Origin of the sequence: Allokutzneria oryzae (genome assembly GCF_042429765.1) — a bacterium.
Lineage (GTDB): Bacteria > Actinomycetota > Actinomycetes > Mycobacteriales > Pseudonocardiaceae > Allokutzneria > Allokutzneria oryzae.
Window position 1 is genome coordinate 645,760 of the sequence record NZ_JBHLZU010000018.1, and the last position, 14,229, is coordinate 659,988.

At 69.5% G+C, this 14,229-nt stretch carries 14 protein-coding genes; 2 read left to right on the plus strand and 12 right to left on the minus strand.

What is annotated here, in order from left to right; all coding sequences use genetic code 11:
• Positions 1 to 15 precede the first annotated feature (15 nt).
• Positions 16 to 510 carry a redox-sensitive transcriptional activator SoxR gene (gene soxR, locus ACFFQA_RS22190; RefSeq protein ID WP_377855950.1) on the plus strand — a complete coding sequence of 165 codons (495 nt, stop codon included), beginning with the start codon at positions 16 to 18 and terminating at the stop codon, positions 508 to 510.
• Here soxR and ACFFQA_RS22195 read toward each other — a convergent pair.
• From ACFFQA_RS22195 to ACFFQA_RS22230, 8 genes are all read right to left on the minus strand, one after another.
• Positions 487 to 1,635, minus strand: a complete 1,149-nt coding sequence (locus ACFFQA_RS22195; RefSeq protein WP_377855315.1) for an MFS transporter — start codon at positions 1,633 to 1,635, stop codon at positions 487 to 489. The genes soxR and ACFFQA_RS22195 overlap by 24 nt on opposite strands.
• A gap of 69 nt (positions 1,636 to 1,704) precedes the next feature.
• Positions 1,705 to 2,529: an alpha/beta fold hydrolase gene (locus tag ACFFQA_RS22200; RefSeq protein ID WP_377855318.1), complete on the minus strand. Its 825-nt coding sequence runs from the start codon at positions 2,527 to 2,529 to the stop codon at positions 1,705 to 1,707.
• A 212-nt stretch (positions 2,530 to 2,741) separates the two neighbouring features.
• Positions 2,742 to 4,946, minus strand: coding sequence for a replicative DNA helicase (gene dnaB, locus ACFFQA_RS22205; RefSeq protein ID WP_377855321.1), 2,205 nt, complete (start codon positions 4,944 to 4,946; stop codon positions 2,742 to 2,744).
• A 249-nt stretch (positions 4,947 to 5,195) separates the two neighbouring features.
• A complete protein-coding gene (gene rplI, locus ACFFQA_RS22210) occupies positions 5,196 to 5,651 on the minus strand; it encodes a 50S ribosomal protein L9 (RefSeq protein WP_377855324.1) in 456 nt (151 codons plus the stop codon).
• Between the two features lie 19 nt (positions 5,652 to 5,670).
• A complete protein-coding gene (rpsR, locus tag ACFFQA_RS22215) occupies positions 5,671 to 5,919 on the minus strand; it encodes a 30S ribosomal protein S18 (protein WP_377855327.1) in 249 nt (82 codons plus the stop codon).
• A gap of 61 nt (positions 5,920 to 5,980) precedes the next feature.
• A complete protein-coding gene (locus tag ACFFQA_RS22220; RefSeq protein ID WP_377855330.1) occupies positions 5,981 to 6,475 on the minus strand; it encodes a single-stranded DNA-binding protein in 495 nt (164 codons plus the stop codon).
• Positions 6,476 to 6,499: 24 nt separating this feature from the next.
• Positions 6,500 to 6,796, minus strand: a complete 297-nt coding sequence (gene rpsF / locus ACFFQA_RS22225) for a 30S ribosomal protein S6 (protein ID WP_377855333.1) — start codon at positions 6,794 to 6,796, stop codon at positions 6,500 to 6,502.
• Between the two features lie 118 nt (positions 6,797 to 6,914).
• Positions 6,915 to 7,925 (minus strand): hypothetical protein, encoded by a 1,011-nt coding sequence (locus tag ACFFQA_RS22230; protein ID WP_377855336.1) that lies wholly within the window; start codon positions 7,923 to 7,925, stop codon positions 6,915 to 6,917.
• A 155-nt stretch (positions 7,926 to 8,080) separates the two neighbouring features.
• Here ACFFQA_RS22230 and ACFFQA_RS22235 point away from each other — a divergent pair, with 155 nt between their 5' ends.
• Entirely contained in the window at positions 8,081 to 8,851 is a 771-nt protein-coding gene (locus ACFFQA_RS22235; RefSeq protein WP_377855338.1) for a deoxyribonuclease IV, read from the plus strand.
• A gap of 67 nt (positions 8,852 to 8,918) precedes the next feature.
• Here the strand turns inward: ACFFQA_RS22235 and ACFFQA_RS22240 are convergent, their stop codons facing one another.
• The 4 genes from ACFFQA_RS22240 to ACFFQA_RS22255 all read right to left on the minus strand — a co-directional run bounded on the left by ACFFQA_RS22240 (position 8,919) and on the right by ACFFQA_RS22255 (position 14,229).
• Positions 8,919 to 10,730: a phosphoenolpyruvate carboxykinase (GTP) gene (locus ACFFQA_RS22240; protein WP_377855341.1), complete on the minus strand. Its 1,812-nt coding sequence runs from the start codon at positions 10,728 to 10,730 to the stop codon at positions 8,919 to 8,921.
• Positions 10,731 to 11,103: 373 nt separating this feature from the next.
• Positions 11,104 to 11,868 (minus strand): hypothetical protein, encoded by a 765-nt coding sequence (locus ACFFQA_RS22245; protein ID WP_377855344.1) that lies wholly within the window; start codon positions 11,866 to 11,868, stop codon positions 11,104 to 11,106.
• Between the two features lie 118 nt (positions 11,869 to 11,986).
• Positions 11,987 to 13,831 (minus strand): dynamin family protein, encoded by a 1,845-nt coding sequence (locus tag ACFFQA_RS22250; protein ID WP_377855348.1) that lies wholly within the window; start codon positions 13,829 to 13,831, stop codon positions 11,987 to 11,989.
• On the minus strand, positions 13,828 to 14,229 hold the full coding sequence (locus ACFFQA_RS22255) for a nucleotide exchange factor GrpE (protein ID WP_377855351.1): 402 nt from the start codon (positions 14,227 to 14,229) through the stop codon (positions 13,828 to 13,830). Before ACFFQA_RS22255 ends, ACFFQA_RS22250 begins: the two co-directional genes overlap by 4 nt.

Genomic DNA, 14,229 nt, shown 5'->3' on the forward strand with positions numbered 1-14,229 from the left:
CAACTGCCGGTCCGAATGCACGAGCTCACCGTCGGCCAGCTCGCCGAGCGCAGTGGGGTCGCCGTGTCCGCACTGCACTTCTACGAGCGCAAGGGGTTGATCACCAGCAGGCGCACCTCGGGCAACCAGCGGCGCTACTCCCGCGACACCCTGCGCCGAGTCGCCTTCATCCGGGTGTCCCAGCGGGTCGGGATGCCGTTGGAGGTCATCCGCGAGGCGCTCGCGTCGCTGCCCGACGAGCGCACGCCCACCCCGGCGGACTGGGCGCACCTGTCCTCGGAGTGGCGTTCGGAGCTGGACACGCGCATCGAACAGCTGATGCAGCTGCGCGACAACCTCAGCGAGTGCATTGGCTGCGGCTGCCTCTCGCTCAAGTCCTGCCACCTCTCCAACCCCCGCGACGTGCTCGGCGAGCAGGGGCCCGGACCACGCAAGCTTCTTCCAGAAACGTTGCGCACCAGGGAGAAGGGCGAGTCCACAGTGGACTCATGCGCGCCGTCCTGCGGCTAGCAGCGTGGCCACCATCAGCGTCGCGGTCGCCGCGCCCAGCGCCATGACCGTCGTGGTGGAGGCCGCGTCGACCACGACGCCCCCGAGCAGCGCTCCCACGGCGAGCATCGCCTGGAACGACGAGGTGAACAGCACCGTTGCCGCCTCCGGCGCGTCCGGAGCGGCTGTGGAGAACCAGGTCTGCGAACAGGCCGGAACCGCTCCGTAAGCGAGCCCCCACACAACGAGCAACGCGAAAGCGCCGACCTCTCCCCCGCCCGCACAAGGGAGAAGCGAGGTCGCCAATGCGATCATGCCGCCACTCGCTGCGAACACTTTCCGCGAAACACCCATGCCAGAGAGGAAGTTGCCGACAACACCGGCGATTCCGTATGCGAGCAGGAAACTCGTGATCGTGGCCGGACTCGCCTCCGTGACTTCCCGCAGGAAAGGCGTGACGTAGGTGTAGGTCGCGAAATGAGCGATCACGATCAGCGAGGTCAGGACGAGGCCGACTCGGATGTTCCTGCGGTGCAACAGTGCGCGCAGCACGCCGAGACGGGTCACCTGAACCGTGGGCAGCGGCGGCATCCACACGATCAGCGCGACGAACACCCCGACGGTCAGCAGCCCCATCACGACGAACGCGCTCCGCCAGCCCGCGAGCTGTCCGACCAACGTGCCTGCGGGAACGCCCAGAACCGAGCCGAGCGGGACAGCGGAGAAGATCACCGACGTCGCCCTGCCGACCGACTCCTCCCGGACCAGCCGCGCGGCGAGTCCGGCCCCGATCGACCAGAAACCGCCGATGACCAGTCCCACCAGAAACCGGGACACCAGCATCAGCCAATAAGAAGGCGCGACGGCGGCCAGGAAGTCCGCGGCGGCCAGCAAAAGCATCAACGCGCACAGCATCGACCGTCTGTCGACACGCCCGGTCGCGACTGTGACAACGGGAGCCGCGACCGCGGCGACGATTCCGGGCATTGTCATCATCAGGCCCGCGGTGCCCTCGGAGATCTCGAAGTCCGCTCCGATCGACGTCAGCAGGCCGATCGGAAGAATCTCGGTGGTGACAATGGAAAAGATTCCCATCATGACCGAGACGACGGCGAGCCAGTTCCGGGAGATGGTGGCGGTGGACATGAAACCACCCCACCAGTCATTCCCCGCCCCGTCTGGCCGGTTTGCGACAGCTCGCTGTGAGGTCGCGAATCAGCCAGTGGCGTCGGCGATGTGCTTGGCCAGCAGGACCGGTGCCTCGACGTGGGCGAGGTGACCCTGCCCGGCGAGCTCGACGAGCTGGGCGTTCGGAATCGCGGCCGCCACCGCCGCGGTCGCCGGTCCGAACGGTCTGCGCCCGCGCGAGCGTTCGCCGACGAACACCTTGGTGGGCAAGGAGAGCGAGCGGTAGAGCGGGTAGGCCGGGACGTGCGCGTCGATCACCGCCGTCTCCTCGACGGCGGGTGGCACGAGCGCGAGCTGGCTCCGCCACATCTCCGTCGTCCGGTACCCGGCGACCCCACCGGGGCCCTCGTACGGCGAGATCTCGGTGACGATGACCGTGATCGCCTCGTCGAGGTCGCCGCGCTCGACGGCGTCACGGACCTTCGGCAGCGCGGGACCAGCGAACTTGCCCTCACCGGGCGGCGGTTCGTAGAGCACCAACGACCGCAGCCCGTCGCGCTCCACCGCCGCGTGCAACGCGAGCAGCGCGCCATAGCTGTGCCCGAACAGCGTCGCCCCCGGCCCGGCCGCGTCAAGAACCAGGTGCAGGTCGCTCACCTCGGTCGCCAGGTCGTAGTCCGCGCCGAGCGGTCCACTGGGCGCACGGCCCCTGCGGTTGGCAACCACGACCCGAAAACCCTGGTCCGCCAACGCTTTCGCGACCGGGTCCCAGTGCTCGGCCGTGGCCAGGACGCCATGTGCGATCACCACGACGGGGCCGTCGCCGATCTCGCGGTAGCTGAGCGGTGTTCCGTCCGTTGCCGTGATCGAGTGCTCGGCGATGCCCATGGACGCACCAACCTCCGTGCGCACCAAGGTATTCCGGTCCTCAACCCAGGATCAGGTCGAGCACTTCGGAAGTGGGACGCACATCCCCGAACGTTCGGTAGACGGTGTGCATCACGGGCCCGACGACTCGCCAACAGAGCCGGGACGAGTCGCGTGAACGCGAACCGCCTGCCACGGCGCGCCTCGTGCCCTGCGTACTCCCGGGGCTCGATCCGCCACTCGATCCCCCGGCAAGCTCAGCTCTGCGCGAGGTCGGTGAAGCGGCTGTAGTGCAGCTGGTGCGCCACCGTGATCGTGCTCGTTGGCCCGGCACGGTGCTTGGCCAGGATCAGGTCGGCCTCACCGGCGCGCGGGTCGTCGCGCTCCCAGGCGTCCGGCCGGTTGATCAGGATGACCATGTCGGCGTCCTGCTCCAGCGATCCGGACTCACGGAGGTCGGAGAGCATCGGCCGCTTGTCAGTGCGCTGTTCCGGACCGCGGTTGAGCTGACTGATCGCGATCACCGGCACTTCGAGCTCCTTGGCCAGCAGCTTGAGCTGCCGGGAGAACTCACTGACCTCCTGCTGCCGCGACTCGACCCGCTTGCCCGAGGACATCAGCTGCATGTAGTCCAGCACCACGAGCTTGAGGTCGTTGCGCTGCTTGAGCCGCCGCGCCTTCGCCCGGATCTCCATCATCGTCATGTTGGGCGAGTCGTCGATGAACAGCGGCGCCTCACTGATCTCGCTCATCCTGCGCGCGAGCCGCGTCCAGTCGTCGTCGGTCATCCGGCCACCGCGCATGTCACCGAGGCGGATGCGCGCCTCGGCGGAGAGCATGCGCATGACGATCTCGGTACGGCTCATCTCCAGCGAGAAGATGACGCTGGTCATGCCGTGCTTGATGGAGCACGAGCGCGCGAAGTCCAGCCCGAGGGTGGAGTTGTGCGTCGGGATCATGGCGCGGCTCGCCAGGTACAGGTGGTCGGCGGCGCTGACCTCGACGCAGCGCACCGGCACGCTCGCGACCGGGCGCACGTCCACGATCGCCCGCACACCGCGCGCGGCCGACCTGTTCTCCTTGTGCGCCAAGCGCTTCCGCTCAACGCGGAACACGTCGTCGTCGGTGGTGAAGACCACGTCACCACCGGGAGCGGTGTCGTAGCCCAGGCTCAGCACGAGCTCGCGGGCGTCCTCGCCCATCGGCAGGCGGACCGCACCGTTGTCGTCCACGGTTCCCGCGACGTCGAGCAGACCGGCCAGCACCGCGCGGCGCTGCGCCACGGAGCCGCGCAGGTAGCCCACCGAGACATCGGGTTCGGCGCCCTCGGCCTCGGCGTACATGGTGATCTCGGGGTCCGTGCTGCCACCGGCGAGCGCGACACCCAGCGAATACGGGGCGAGAACGGCGGCGGAGTCCGGCAGCTCCAACGGGGCCGCGTTGACCACCGAGCTGACCACGCCCCGGCGCATCGAGGCGGCGATCTGCTCGGTCGTCCGCACCTCGTCACCGGTCAGCCACTGGTGCTCGGCGTCGGCCACGATCACGGTGCCGTCGACGAACTCCACCTCGAAGCACGGGCGGTCCGTCATCACCTCGGTCGCCGCGACGACCCTGGTCGGCCTGCCGTCCGAGCCCAGCAGCTCGTCGCCGACCGCGACCTCGCCCATCGTGGTCCAGCCGGTCGGCGTGGGCAGCGGGGTGTCCAGCGCGAGCGCCTTGCCGACACCCGGTCGCGCCGCGACGATGACCATCTGGCCCGCGTGCAGGCCGTTGGTGACCGCGTCCAGGTCGACGAAGCCGGTCGGGATGCCCAGCGCGACACCGCCGCGCGAGGCGATCGCGTCGATCTCGTCCATGGTCGGCTGGAGCAGCTCCTCCAGCGCGACGTAGTCCTCGGTGGTGTTGCGGTCGGTGACCTCGTAGATCGCCTGCTGCGCGCGGTCGACGACCTCGTCGAGCTCACCGCCCTCAGCGCCGTGGTAGCCCAGGTGCACGATGCGGGTGCCCGCCTCGATCAGGCGGCGCAGCACGGCCTTCTCGGAGACGATCTCCGCGTAGTAGCTGGCGTTGGCCGCCGTCGGCACCGTGGCGATCAGGGTGTGCAGGTACGGCGCGCCGCCCACCCGCATCAGCTCACCGCGCTTCTCCAGCTCGGCGGAGACGGTGATCGCGTCGGCGGGCTCGCCCCTGCCGTACAGGTCCAGGATGCAGTCGTAGATCGACTGGTGCGCCGGCCGGTAGAAGTCGTCGGGGCGCACCACCTCGACCACGTCGGCGACGGCGTCCTTGGACAGCAACATGCCGCCGAGCACGGACTGTTCGGCGGCGAGGTCCTGCGGAGGTTGGCGTTCGAAGGGGCTGCCGGACGGCGGCCCTCCGCGGTCGTCGGCGAGTGCCACCGGATGCCTCCTCCTCCTGTGGACAGACCTGTGGACAAGGTGGGGACAGCCTGGCGACACCCAGCCGCAGGTTCGGTTGATACCTGGGGACAACCTGGGGACAACTCTACTCCGGGTCGCTGAAAGCCCAGGTCAGACCCTGTGGAGTGGATGTGGAAAACGTGACGCCGTCGTTGTGCGGCGTGCTGTGTACAGCGGGCGGATCGGCGTGTCGCGCAGTGGGCGTCACAACCGTGCGCCGCGAAGAAGAGAGCGAAAGCGCCGCCCGCCGGACAGGAAACGTCGCGCGACGGGCGGCACTCGCGGGTGTTACTCGCTCGCGGTCACCAGCAGGTTGACCGAGGCGGTGACGCTGGGGTGCAGCCGGACGGACACCGCGTGCTTGCCGGTGGTCTTGATGTGACCGGAAAGCTCGACGGCGCGCTTGTCCAGCAGCGGGCCACCGGCGGCCTTGACCGCGGCGACCACGTCGGCCGAGGTGACCGAGCCGAACAGCTTCGAGGAACCGGCGGCGGCGCGGCTCTTGTACTCCACGGAGCCGAGGCCCTCGAGCTTGGCCTTGACCTCCTTGGCGTGGTCCAGGTCGCGGATGCGGCGACCCTCCTGGGCACGCTGGATGGTCTTGACCTGGCGCTCCGCGCCCTTGGTGGCCAGGATGGCCAGCCCGCGCGGCAGCAGGTAGTTGCGGCCGTAGCCGTCCTTGACCTCGACAATGTCGCCCGGACCGCCGAGGCCACTCACGTCTGCGGTGAGGATGAGCTTCATCTAACTCTCCTTGGCCGGATCAGCGGGCGGTCGAGGTGTACGGCAGCAGCGCCATCTCGCGGGCGTTCTTCACCGCGGTGGCGACGTCGCGCTGGTGCTGGCTGCAGTTACCGGTGACGCGACGGGCACGGATCTTGCCGCGGTCGGAGATGAACTTCCGCAGCAGGGTCGTGTCCTTGTAGTCGATCAGGGCGATGTTGCCCTTCTTCTTGTCCTTGCAGAAGGCGCAGACCTTCTTCTTCGGCTTGCGCACAGGCGGCTTGGCCATGTGTCGTCCTCACAAGATGTGGTTCAGGTTTGAGTCTGGGAAAGCGGTGCTCGGCCCGAGGTCAGAACGGGGGCTCGTCGCTGTACCCGCCACTGGCGGGAGCAGAGGGCGCGGAGCCCCAGGGGTCGTCGGCCGGAGCGCCGCCGCCGAAGCCGCCGCCTCCCTGGCCGCCACCGCCGCCACCCTGGCCGCGGCTCGCCCTGTTGACCTTCGCCGTGGCACTGCGCAGCGAGGGGCCGATCTCGTCGACCTCAAGCTCGTAGACCGTGCGCTTCTCGCCCTCGCGCGTGTCGTAAGACCGCTGCTTGAGGCGTCCCTGCACGATCACCCGCGTGCCACGGGTGAGCGACTCGGCCACGTTCTCGGCGGCCTGTCGCCAGATGCTGCACCGCAGGAACAGCGTTTCCCCGTCTTTCCACTCGCCGGACTGGCGGTCGAACATCCGGGGCGTCGATGCGACGGTGAAGCCCGCAACGGCGGCGCCGGACTGGGTGAAACGCAGTTCTGGGTCGGCGGTCAGGTTTCCGACCACCGTGATCGTCGTGTCACCAGCCATGGTGTCGAGATCTCCGTCCCTGGGTTAGGACTTGGCGGACTCGCGGCGCAGGACCTTGGTCCGCAGCACCGAGTCCTGGAGCGACAGCTGGCGGTCGAGCTCCTTGACCGCAGCGGTCTCGCAGTTGATGTCGAGGACGGCGTAGATGCCCTCGGCCTGCTTCTTGATCTCGAAGGAGAGACGACGACGGCCCCAGACGTCGACCTTCTCCACGTTGCCGCCGGAGTTGCGGATCACGTTGAGGAAGGTGTCGAGGGTCGGAGCGACGGTGCGCTCGTCGAGGTTCGGGTCGAGAATGACCATCATCTCGTAGTGACGCATGAAGACCACTCACCTCCTGTGGGCTTAGTGGCCACGGCGGTTCCGTGGCAGGAGGGTCGTCGCGTCAGCAACCCGAAGAGCCTAACAAGCGGCCCCGACGGAGTTGTAATCGCCCTCGTCAGGCGGGCAGGCGGCGCAGCGCCCACGTCCGCACCAGTGCGGCGGTCACGCAGGCCAGCGCGAGCGCCGCGAGCAGCACCGGGCCCGCGACGCGGCCGGACTGGCCGGAGGGCAGCGCGGAGGCCTGGCCCGCCGAGCGCACGCCGTCCTCGTCCGCGGCGCCGCCGATCGGACCGTAGGCGGGGTTGTAGCCGGGCACGTTCTGGCCGTAGCGCAGGCCGGGCGCGAGCGCGCCGAGCCCGCCGGGCATGGCGACCGGCAGGTTCGAGTAGTCGTAGAGCGGCACCCGGCCGAAGTCGTAGTAGCCGTTGTTCTCCCAGGGGAACCTCGGCAGCTGGAAGTCCGGCAGCCCGCCCGTGCCGGGGCCGGGGGTGACGCCGGGCTGGAGCTGCGGAGGCGGCGCCTGCTGTCCGGTGCCGGGCTGCTGGCCGGGCTTCTGCCCGGGGACCGGCTTGGGGGCGGGTGGCTGGTTGGGAGCCGGTGTCGTCCCGCCGCCACCGGTGACCCGCTGCGAGGCGTCGGCGATCGCGCCGGTGCCGTCCTGGACCGGCTTGCTCACCGCGTTGGCCACCTGCGTGGTCACGCCGCAGGTGGCCGTCAGCGTCTGCCGGACCCCGTTGAGCACCTGGCCGAGCACGGGACCGAGCAGCGGGATGTCGTCGATCTTGTCGATGACGCTGCTCGCGATCTGCCCGCCGGTGATGAAGCCGCCCTTGCCGTCGGGCACCGCCCCGATCGGGATAGGCGGCAGCCCGCGGATCGCCTTGTCGGCCTCGCCGGCCAGCGGCGGCCCGAGCAGGGGCACGGCGCGCACCAGGTTCACCACCGGGGCTGCGACCGCGCCGGCGCTCAGCGAGACGGGCTGACCGGGGGTGCCCATGACCGTGGCGTGGCAGTCGCCGACCACGATCGGTTCGGCCGCCGCCGCGGAGCCGGCCATGCCGGTGAGCGCGGCGCCGCCGAGGACGACGGTCACCACGGAGACCCGCAGAGCCTGCTGCACGCGCATGGCCACCCCTCCGGTGCGTACCCATCGGTAACGTCACCAAGTGCAACGACGGAGGACGGCAAAGGTGACGCCGTCACCCCAGAGATCTTCCCGGCGTTCCGGTTGTTACCCGGGCACGGCCCGAACTACCCGTTCGGCCTACTACCCTCGTTCCCATGCGCATTGGGGCCCATGTCGGCGCCGAAGATCCGTTGTCCGTGGCACAGCAGCTCGGTGCCGAGGTCGTCCAGTTCTTCCTGTCCGACCCGCAGAGCTGGGCCGCTCCGGTCCCGCACCCGCAGGGCGAGCAGCTTCGGGACGCCGACGTCGAGGTCTTCGTCCACTCGCCGTACGTCATCAACGTCGCGTCGCTGAACAACCGGATCCGCATCCCGTCGCGCAAGTCCGTGGCGCAGCAGGCCAAGGCCGCCGCCGCGATCGGCGCGTCCGGGCTCGTGGTGCACGGGGGTCACGTGACCAAGGGGGAGGATCCGGGGGCCGGGCTGGCCAACTGGCGCAAGCTCTTCGAGCGCCAGGCCGAGGCAGGCGGCTTCGCCGTGCCGATCCTGATCGAGAACACCGCGGGCGGCGACAACGCCATGGCCCGCCGTTTCGACATGCTGGCGCGGCTGTGGGACGCGGTCGGTGAGTTCGGGGCGGGCTTCTGCCTCGACACCTGCCACGCCTTCGCCGCGGGCGAGGAGCTGCTCGGCATCGTGGAGCGGGTGAAGGGCATTACCGGGCGAATCGACCTGGTGCACCTGAACAACTCGCGGGACGCTTTCAACTCCGCGCGGGACCGGCACGCCAACATCGGAACCGGAACGATCGAACCGGAACTGCTCGTCGCGGTCTGCGACACCGCGGGAGCACCGGTCGTGCTGGAGACGCCGGGTGATGGTCAGGCGGTCGACATCGAATTCCTCCGCGCCAACGTGAAGCGCTGACGGAAAAGCAACAGGAAAAGGCCCCGAACCCCTGTGAAAGGGATTCGGGGCCTTCTTCTCGAATGGTCTAGCCCAATCGCTGCTTCAGTGCGGCGAGCTCGTCGCGCAGCAGGCTCGGCACCTTGTCGCCGATCTTGTCGAACCACTCCTCGATCAGCGGCACCTCGGCGCGCCACTCGTCCGCGTCCACGGCGAGGGCCTTGTCCACGGTGGCCGGGTCCACGTCGAGGCCGGACAGGTCGAGCGCCTCGGCGGTGGGCACGTGGCCGATCGCGGTCTCGTTCGCGGCGGCCTTGCCCTCGATGCGCTCGATGACCCACTTCAGCACGCGCGAGTTCTCGCCGAACCCGGGCCACAGGAAGCCACCGTCGGCGTCGCGGCGGAACCAGTTCACGTAGAACACGCGGGGCATCTTCGTGGCGTCGGCGCGCTTGCCCATGTCGATCCAGTGCTGGAAGTAGTCACCGGCGTGGTAGCCGATGAACGGCAGCATGGCCATCGGGTCGCGGCGCACCACGCCGACCTGGCCGGTCGCGGCCGCGGTCGTCTCGCTGGACAGGGTGGCGCCGAGGAACACGCCGTGCTGCCAGTCGCGGGCCTCGCTGACCAGCGGGACCGTGGTCTTGCGGCGCCCGCCGAACAGGATCGCCGAGATCGGGACGCCCTTCGGGTCCTGCCACTCCGGCGCGGTGATCGGGCACTGGTCGATCGGCGTGCAGTAGCGGGAGTTCGGGTGCGAGGTCAGCTCCTCGTCGCCCGGCGCCCAGTCCTTCTTCTTCCAGGTGGTCAGGTGCGCGGGCGGCTCGCCCATGCCCTCCCACCAGATGTCGCCGTCGTCGGTCAGCGCGACGTTGGTGAACAGGCTGTTGCCCCGCTCGATGGTGCGCATCGCGTTGGGGTTGGTCTTCCAGTCGGTGCCGGGCGCGACGCCGAAGAAGCCGTTCTCCGGGTTCACCGCGTACAGCCGGCCGTCCTCGCCGAAGCGCATCCACGCGATGTCGTCGCCGAGGGTCTCGACCTTCCAGCCGGGGATGGTCGGCTCCAGCATCGCCAGGTTGGTCTTGCCGCAGGCAGAGGGGAACGCGGCGGCGATGTAGTGGACCTTGCCCTCCGGCGAGGTCAGCTTGAGCACCAGCATGTGCTCGGCCAGCCAGCCCTCGTCACGGCCGATCGCCGAGGCGATGCGCAGCGAGTAGCACTTCTTGCCGAGCAGCGCGTTGCCGCCGTACCCGGAGCCGTAGCTCCAGATCATCCGCTCCTCGGGGAAGTGGGTGATGTACTTGGTGTCGTTGCACGGCCACGGGACGTCCTGCTGGCCCGGCTCCAGCGGCGCGCCGAGGGAGTGCAGGCAGGGCACGAAGTCGGCGTCCTCGCCGAAGCGCGCGAGGGCCTTGGCGCCCATCCGGGTCATGATCTTCATCGACACCACGACGTACTCGGAGTCGGTGATCTCCACACCCAGCATCGGCTTCTCGGCGTCGAGCGGGCCCATGCAGAACGGGATCACGTACATGGTGCGGCCGCGCATGCAGCCCCGGTAGAGATCAGTCATGATCGACTTCATCTCGGCGGGCGGCATCCAGTTGTTCGTCGGCCCCGAGTCGGCCGGGTCGACCGAGCAGATGAAGGTGCGCTCCTCGACGCGCGCGACGTCGGACGGGTCCGATGCGCACCAGAACGAGTTCTGCTTCTTCTTCAGCGGAACGAAGGTGCCCGCGCTGACCAGGTGCTCGGTCATCCGCTGCCATTCCTCGTCCGACCCGTCGCACCACACGACCCGCTCGGGCGTGGTCAGCTCGGCGACTTCCCGCACCCAGGACAGCAGGCGCGGGTGGTTGGTCGGGGCCTGGTCGAGACCGGGAACAGCCAGTGCGGTCATCGCGCTCGTCTCCTAGCTGGGCAGCGGGTGCCCGTCACTTCGACGCCTGAGCCGGGGTAGCCGGGCGAATTGAGAAAAAGCTGCGCCACGCCCCGTGGCGGGGCGTGTCAGGAAAAGGGATGCCGTTGAGGCTAGCGGTACCCGGGAACGCCAAGCACCATGCCTGTTGTCGCTTCCCTCACATAACCGATCAGGGAATCGATTCAGCCCCGATTGGGCGGCTGGTAAACGGGTGACGACCAAATGTGTTCCGTCACATTGGGGGCGATGTTCGTCACGTGCGCGATACGCGCCGAAACTCGGTTCTTGTTGCGCTCATCAACAAAAAGCCCCGCCGTCCCGAAGAGGGGCGGCGGGGCCGTGAGTGACGACACTACTTCCAGCGCGGTTCCTGCGGCGATGGCGCGTTCGGCGGGAGGCCGGTGTCCCCGACCCACTGCCCGCTCTTGGGGTCCACCCGGATCGTCTTGTTCTCGGTGGGCCGCTCGACCGGCTCGGCCTCCTCGTTCAGGCCCCAGCCGAACGCCCCTTCCTCGGAGCTGCTCGCCGCCTGCGCGCCCTCGTCACCGACGGCGCCGAGCTTGTCCTGGTCGACGACGACCCAGTCGCTGCCCTTGGTGTTCTCCCGGACGATCACCTGGCCGTCCTTGGTGATCGTGGTGGACAGCTCCGCGTCGCCGTCGCCGTCGGTGTCGGCGTAGATCACGGTGTTGCCCTGGTCGTCGGTGACCGTGATCGTGTCGCCCTTGCCGTCGTTGTTGGTGTCGACGAGCTGGCCCTCGACCCGGTGGTCGCCGTCGGCGGCGTGCACGACCATGCCCGAGCCCGCGCCGTAGAGGCCCTGCCGCTCCTCGGGCGAGCGTCCGCCGCCCTTCTGGTCGGAGACCCACTCGCCGGTGGCCGCGTCGAACTTCGCACTGCCGACGACGTCGCCCTTGGAGCTCAGGGTCCGCATCACGTCCGCCTGGCCGTCGCCGTCGGTGTCGGTGAAGCTGAGGTAGCCGTCGTCGGTCTCCACCATCGCGGTGTCGTCGATGCCGTCGTGGTTCATGTCGCTGGTGGCTTCGGCGGTGTACTCGTCGCCGTCGACGCTGACCTTGATGTCGCCGTCGGTCCCACCGGTCTCCTCGATGTACACCGGGAATCCCCCCATCCGAGCTCGTCTGTTGACTCCCAACTCAGACTCAAGGTAGGCCCCTTCGGTTCCCGCGAGAAGTTCGGGACCGCGCGCTCACCCTGACGGGAGGGCGCCCCGGCTACGGCATCCGGCGGTGGTGCTGGCGGATCAGGCCGAGCAGCTGCTCGCAGCGCTGGAGCGCGCTCGCGGTGTCGGCGAGGCGGCGGTTGACCGTCTGGAGCTCGCGTCCGCGTTCCGCCGCGTCCATCCGCAGCGCCTTGTCCACCTCGCGCAGCTCCTCCTCGATCGAGGTGATCCGCTTGAGCAGCGCGTCGTCGAGGGCGAGGGAGAGCTGTTGCTCCGCCTCGATGAGCTGCTCCGAGACGAGTTGGTCCATTGTGGACCGTCCGTCCGCGATGGCCTCGGTGATCCACTGCTTGAAGTACTGCTTGTCCGCGGCGTGCTTGCGGGTGCGCGCCATCCACCAGCCGGCGCCGAGGCCGAGCACGATGGTCGCGGGCAGCACGACGGCGCTGCTGAGCGCGACACCGACGCCCGCGAGCGGCAGCGCCGCGACGGCCCTGCCGAGGCCGAGGCCGCCGGAGACGCCCATGAACACCAGCAGCTTGTCCTCGGAGGTCGGGGGACGGCGCTCCGGCGGGCGCAGCACGACCGGCGGCTGGCCGGCCCTGGCGAACTGGGCGCGGATCACGGCGAGCTCCTCAGGGGAGAACAGCTCGCTGAGCACGGAGCCCGCCACCCGGTCCAGCCGCTGGCTGAGCATGCCGCTGATCCGGCCGGAGACCATCTGCAGGGCCGCGTCGACCTGCGCTGGCAGGTTGGCCAGCGCCTCGCGGTCGGCGACGTCGGTCTGCCTGCGGAACCACGACTGCACGTCGCGCATCTGCCTGCTGACCTCGTGGCCGCACTCGACCCTGGTGCGCTGGATGTCGCCGCGCAGCTTCAGCTGCCAGCCCCTGGTGGACGACCGGCGCTCGGTCATCAGCTCGTCCCTGCGGGCCCGCAGCGCGTCCGCCTCGGCCTCACCGGTGCTCAGCGCGCGCTGCTCGGACTGGAGCTTGGCCTGCGACTCCGCGAGCGCGGTGACCGAGGTGCGCAGGGCGTTGGCCTCGGCGAGCATGGCGGCGCTGCCGACGACCACGCGCTGCAGAGCGCTCTGCAGCTTCGCGATGCCGGACTGCTCGCGCAGCATCGTCGCGGCCTGTTCGCTGGGCGCGTTGCCCGCGAACTCGAACAGCCGCGAGGACACGGGGTAGAAGTCGACGTCGGCGAAACGCGGTGCGTGTTCGAGCAGAAGCGCCCGGTTGGCTTCGAGGACCTGGCGCCAACCGCGGTGCTGGTCGGTCTTGGTCAGCGCGAACAGCACCGTCTCGACGCGTTCACCGACCTGGTGCAGGAAACGGAGCTCGCCCGCGGTCAGCGGCGCGGAGGAGTCGACGACGAACAGCAGCGCGGTCGCGTTGGCCGCGGCTTCCGCCGCGAGCTCGCCGTGCATCGAGTCCAGGCCGCCGACACCGGGAGTGTCCACAAGGGACATGTTGTTCAGCACCGGGATCGGCGCCTCGATCTCCACGTAGCGCGGGGGCAGCTGGCCCTCGGGCAGCTCGGCGGTCGCCGAGACCCAGTGGTGCAGCTCGTCGATCGGGAACGGCACCGGCGGGACCTGGCCGGAGTAGCAGGCGCGGGCGGCCCAGTCCGGCCCGTGCTTGATCACCAGGTAGGTCGCGGTCGCGACGTCGGCGTCCACCGGGGACACGCTCCGCATCGCCAGCAGCGCGTTGACCAGGGAGCTCTTGCCGCGGTTGGTCTCGCCGACGACGACGACCGAGGGCACCGCCCGCGCCGCCTCACGGGTGCCGCGCACCCAGTCGGCCGCGGTGGGGTCGGACTCGCGGAGCAGGTCGACAATTCGTTCCAGGGTCTGCCCGACGAGCTTGGGCAGGGGCACACCGGTGGTGCTCACGCTTCGCTGGCTCCGCTTCGCCTGGTGTAGACGGTGACGATCGGCGGCCGCAGCCACCGGCCGTTGTCGGTGAAGCCGACGACCTCGGTCTCGGCGACGACGCCGTCGAGGTTCGGGTCGTCGGTCGGCAGGGTGCCCCCGGCCTCGTGGTGCGCCGGGTCGAAGCGCTGGCCGTCGGGGCGCACCGCGACCACGCCGACTCCCGCCAGCCCCTCCTCGATCCGATCGGCCACTCCGGCGCTGCGCGCCCGGTCGAGGGCGTACAGGCAGAGCTGGACCAGCTTGCGGCGCGTGTCGTCCTCAGCGGTGTCGAGAACGACGTCGTCCGGGTTCACCAGAGACCCCATGACGGTCTCTGACGGCTCGACGCCGGAATCGGTTCCTTCATGACCGAGCAT

Excerpts from the sequence above, each read along its gene's own strand:
- ACFFQA_RS22240 (WP_377855341.1), bottom strand. The coding sequence starts at position 10,730 with ATGACCGCACTGGCTGTTCCCGGTCTCGACCAGGCCCCGACCAACCAC.
- ACFFQA_RS22220 (WP_377855330.1), bottom strand. The coding sequence starts at position 6,475 with ATGGCTGGTGACACGACGATCACGGTGGTCGGAAACCTGACCGCCGAC.
- ACFFQA_RS22230 (WP_377855336.1), bottom strand. The coding sequence starts at position 7,925 with ATGCGCGTGCAGCAGGCTCTGCGGGTCTCCGTGGTGACCGTCGTCCTC.
- ACFFQA_RS22255 (WP_377855351.1), bottom strand. The coding sequence starts at position 14,229 with ATGCTCGGTCATGAAGGAACCGATTCCGGCGTCGAGCCGTCAGAGACC.
- ACFFQA_RS22235 (WP_377855338.1), top strand. The coding sequence starts at position 8,081 with ATGCGCATTGGGGCCCATGTCGGCGCCGAAGATCCGTTGTCCGTGGCA.
- soxR (WP_377855950.1), top strand. The coding sequence starts at position 16 with ATGCACGAGCTCACCGTCGGCCAGCTCGCCGAGCGCAGTGGGGTCGCC.
- rpsR (WP_377855327.1), bottom strand. The coding sequence starts at position 5,919 with ATGGCCAAGCCGCCTGTGCGCAAGCCGAAGAAGAAGGTCTGCGCCTTC.
- rplI (WP_377855324.1), bottom strand. The coding sequence starts at position 5,651 with ATGAAGCTCATCCTCACCGCAGACGTGAGTGGCCTCGGCGGTCCGGGC.
- ACFFQA_RS22195 (WP_377855315.1), bottom strand. The coding sequence starts at position 1,635 with ATGTCCACCGCCACCATCTCCCGGAACTGGCTCGCCGTCGTCTCGGTC.
- rpsF (WP_377855333.1), bottom strand. The coding sequence starts at position 6,796 with ATGCGTCACTACGAGATGATGGTCATTCTCGACCCGAACCTCGACGAG.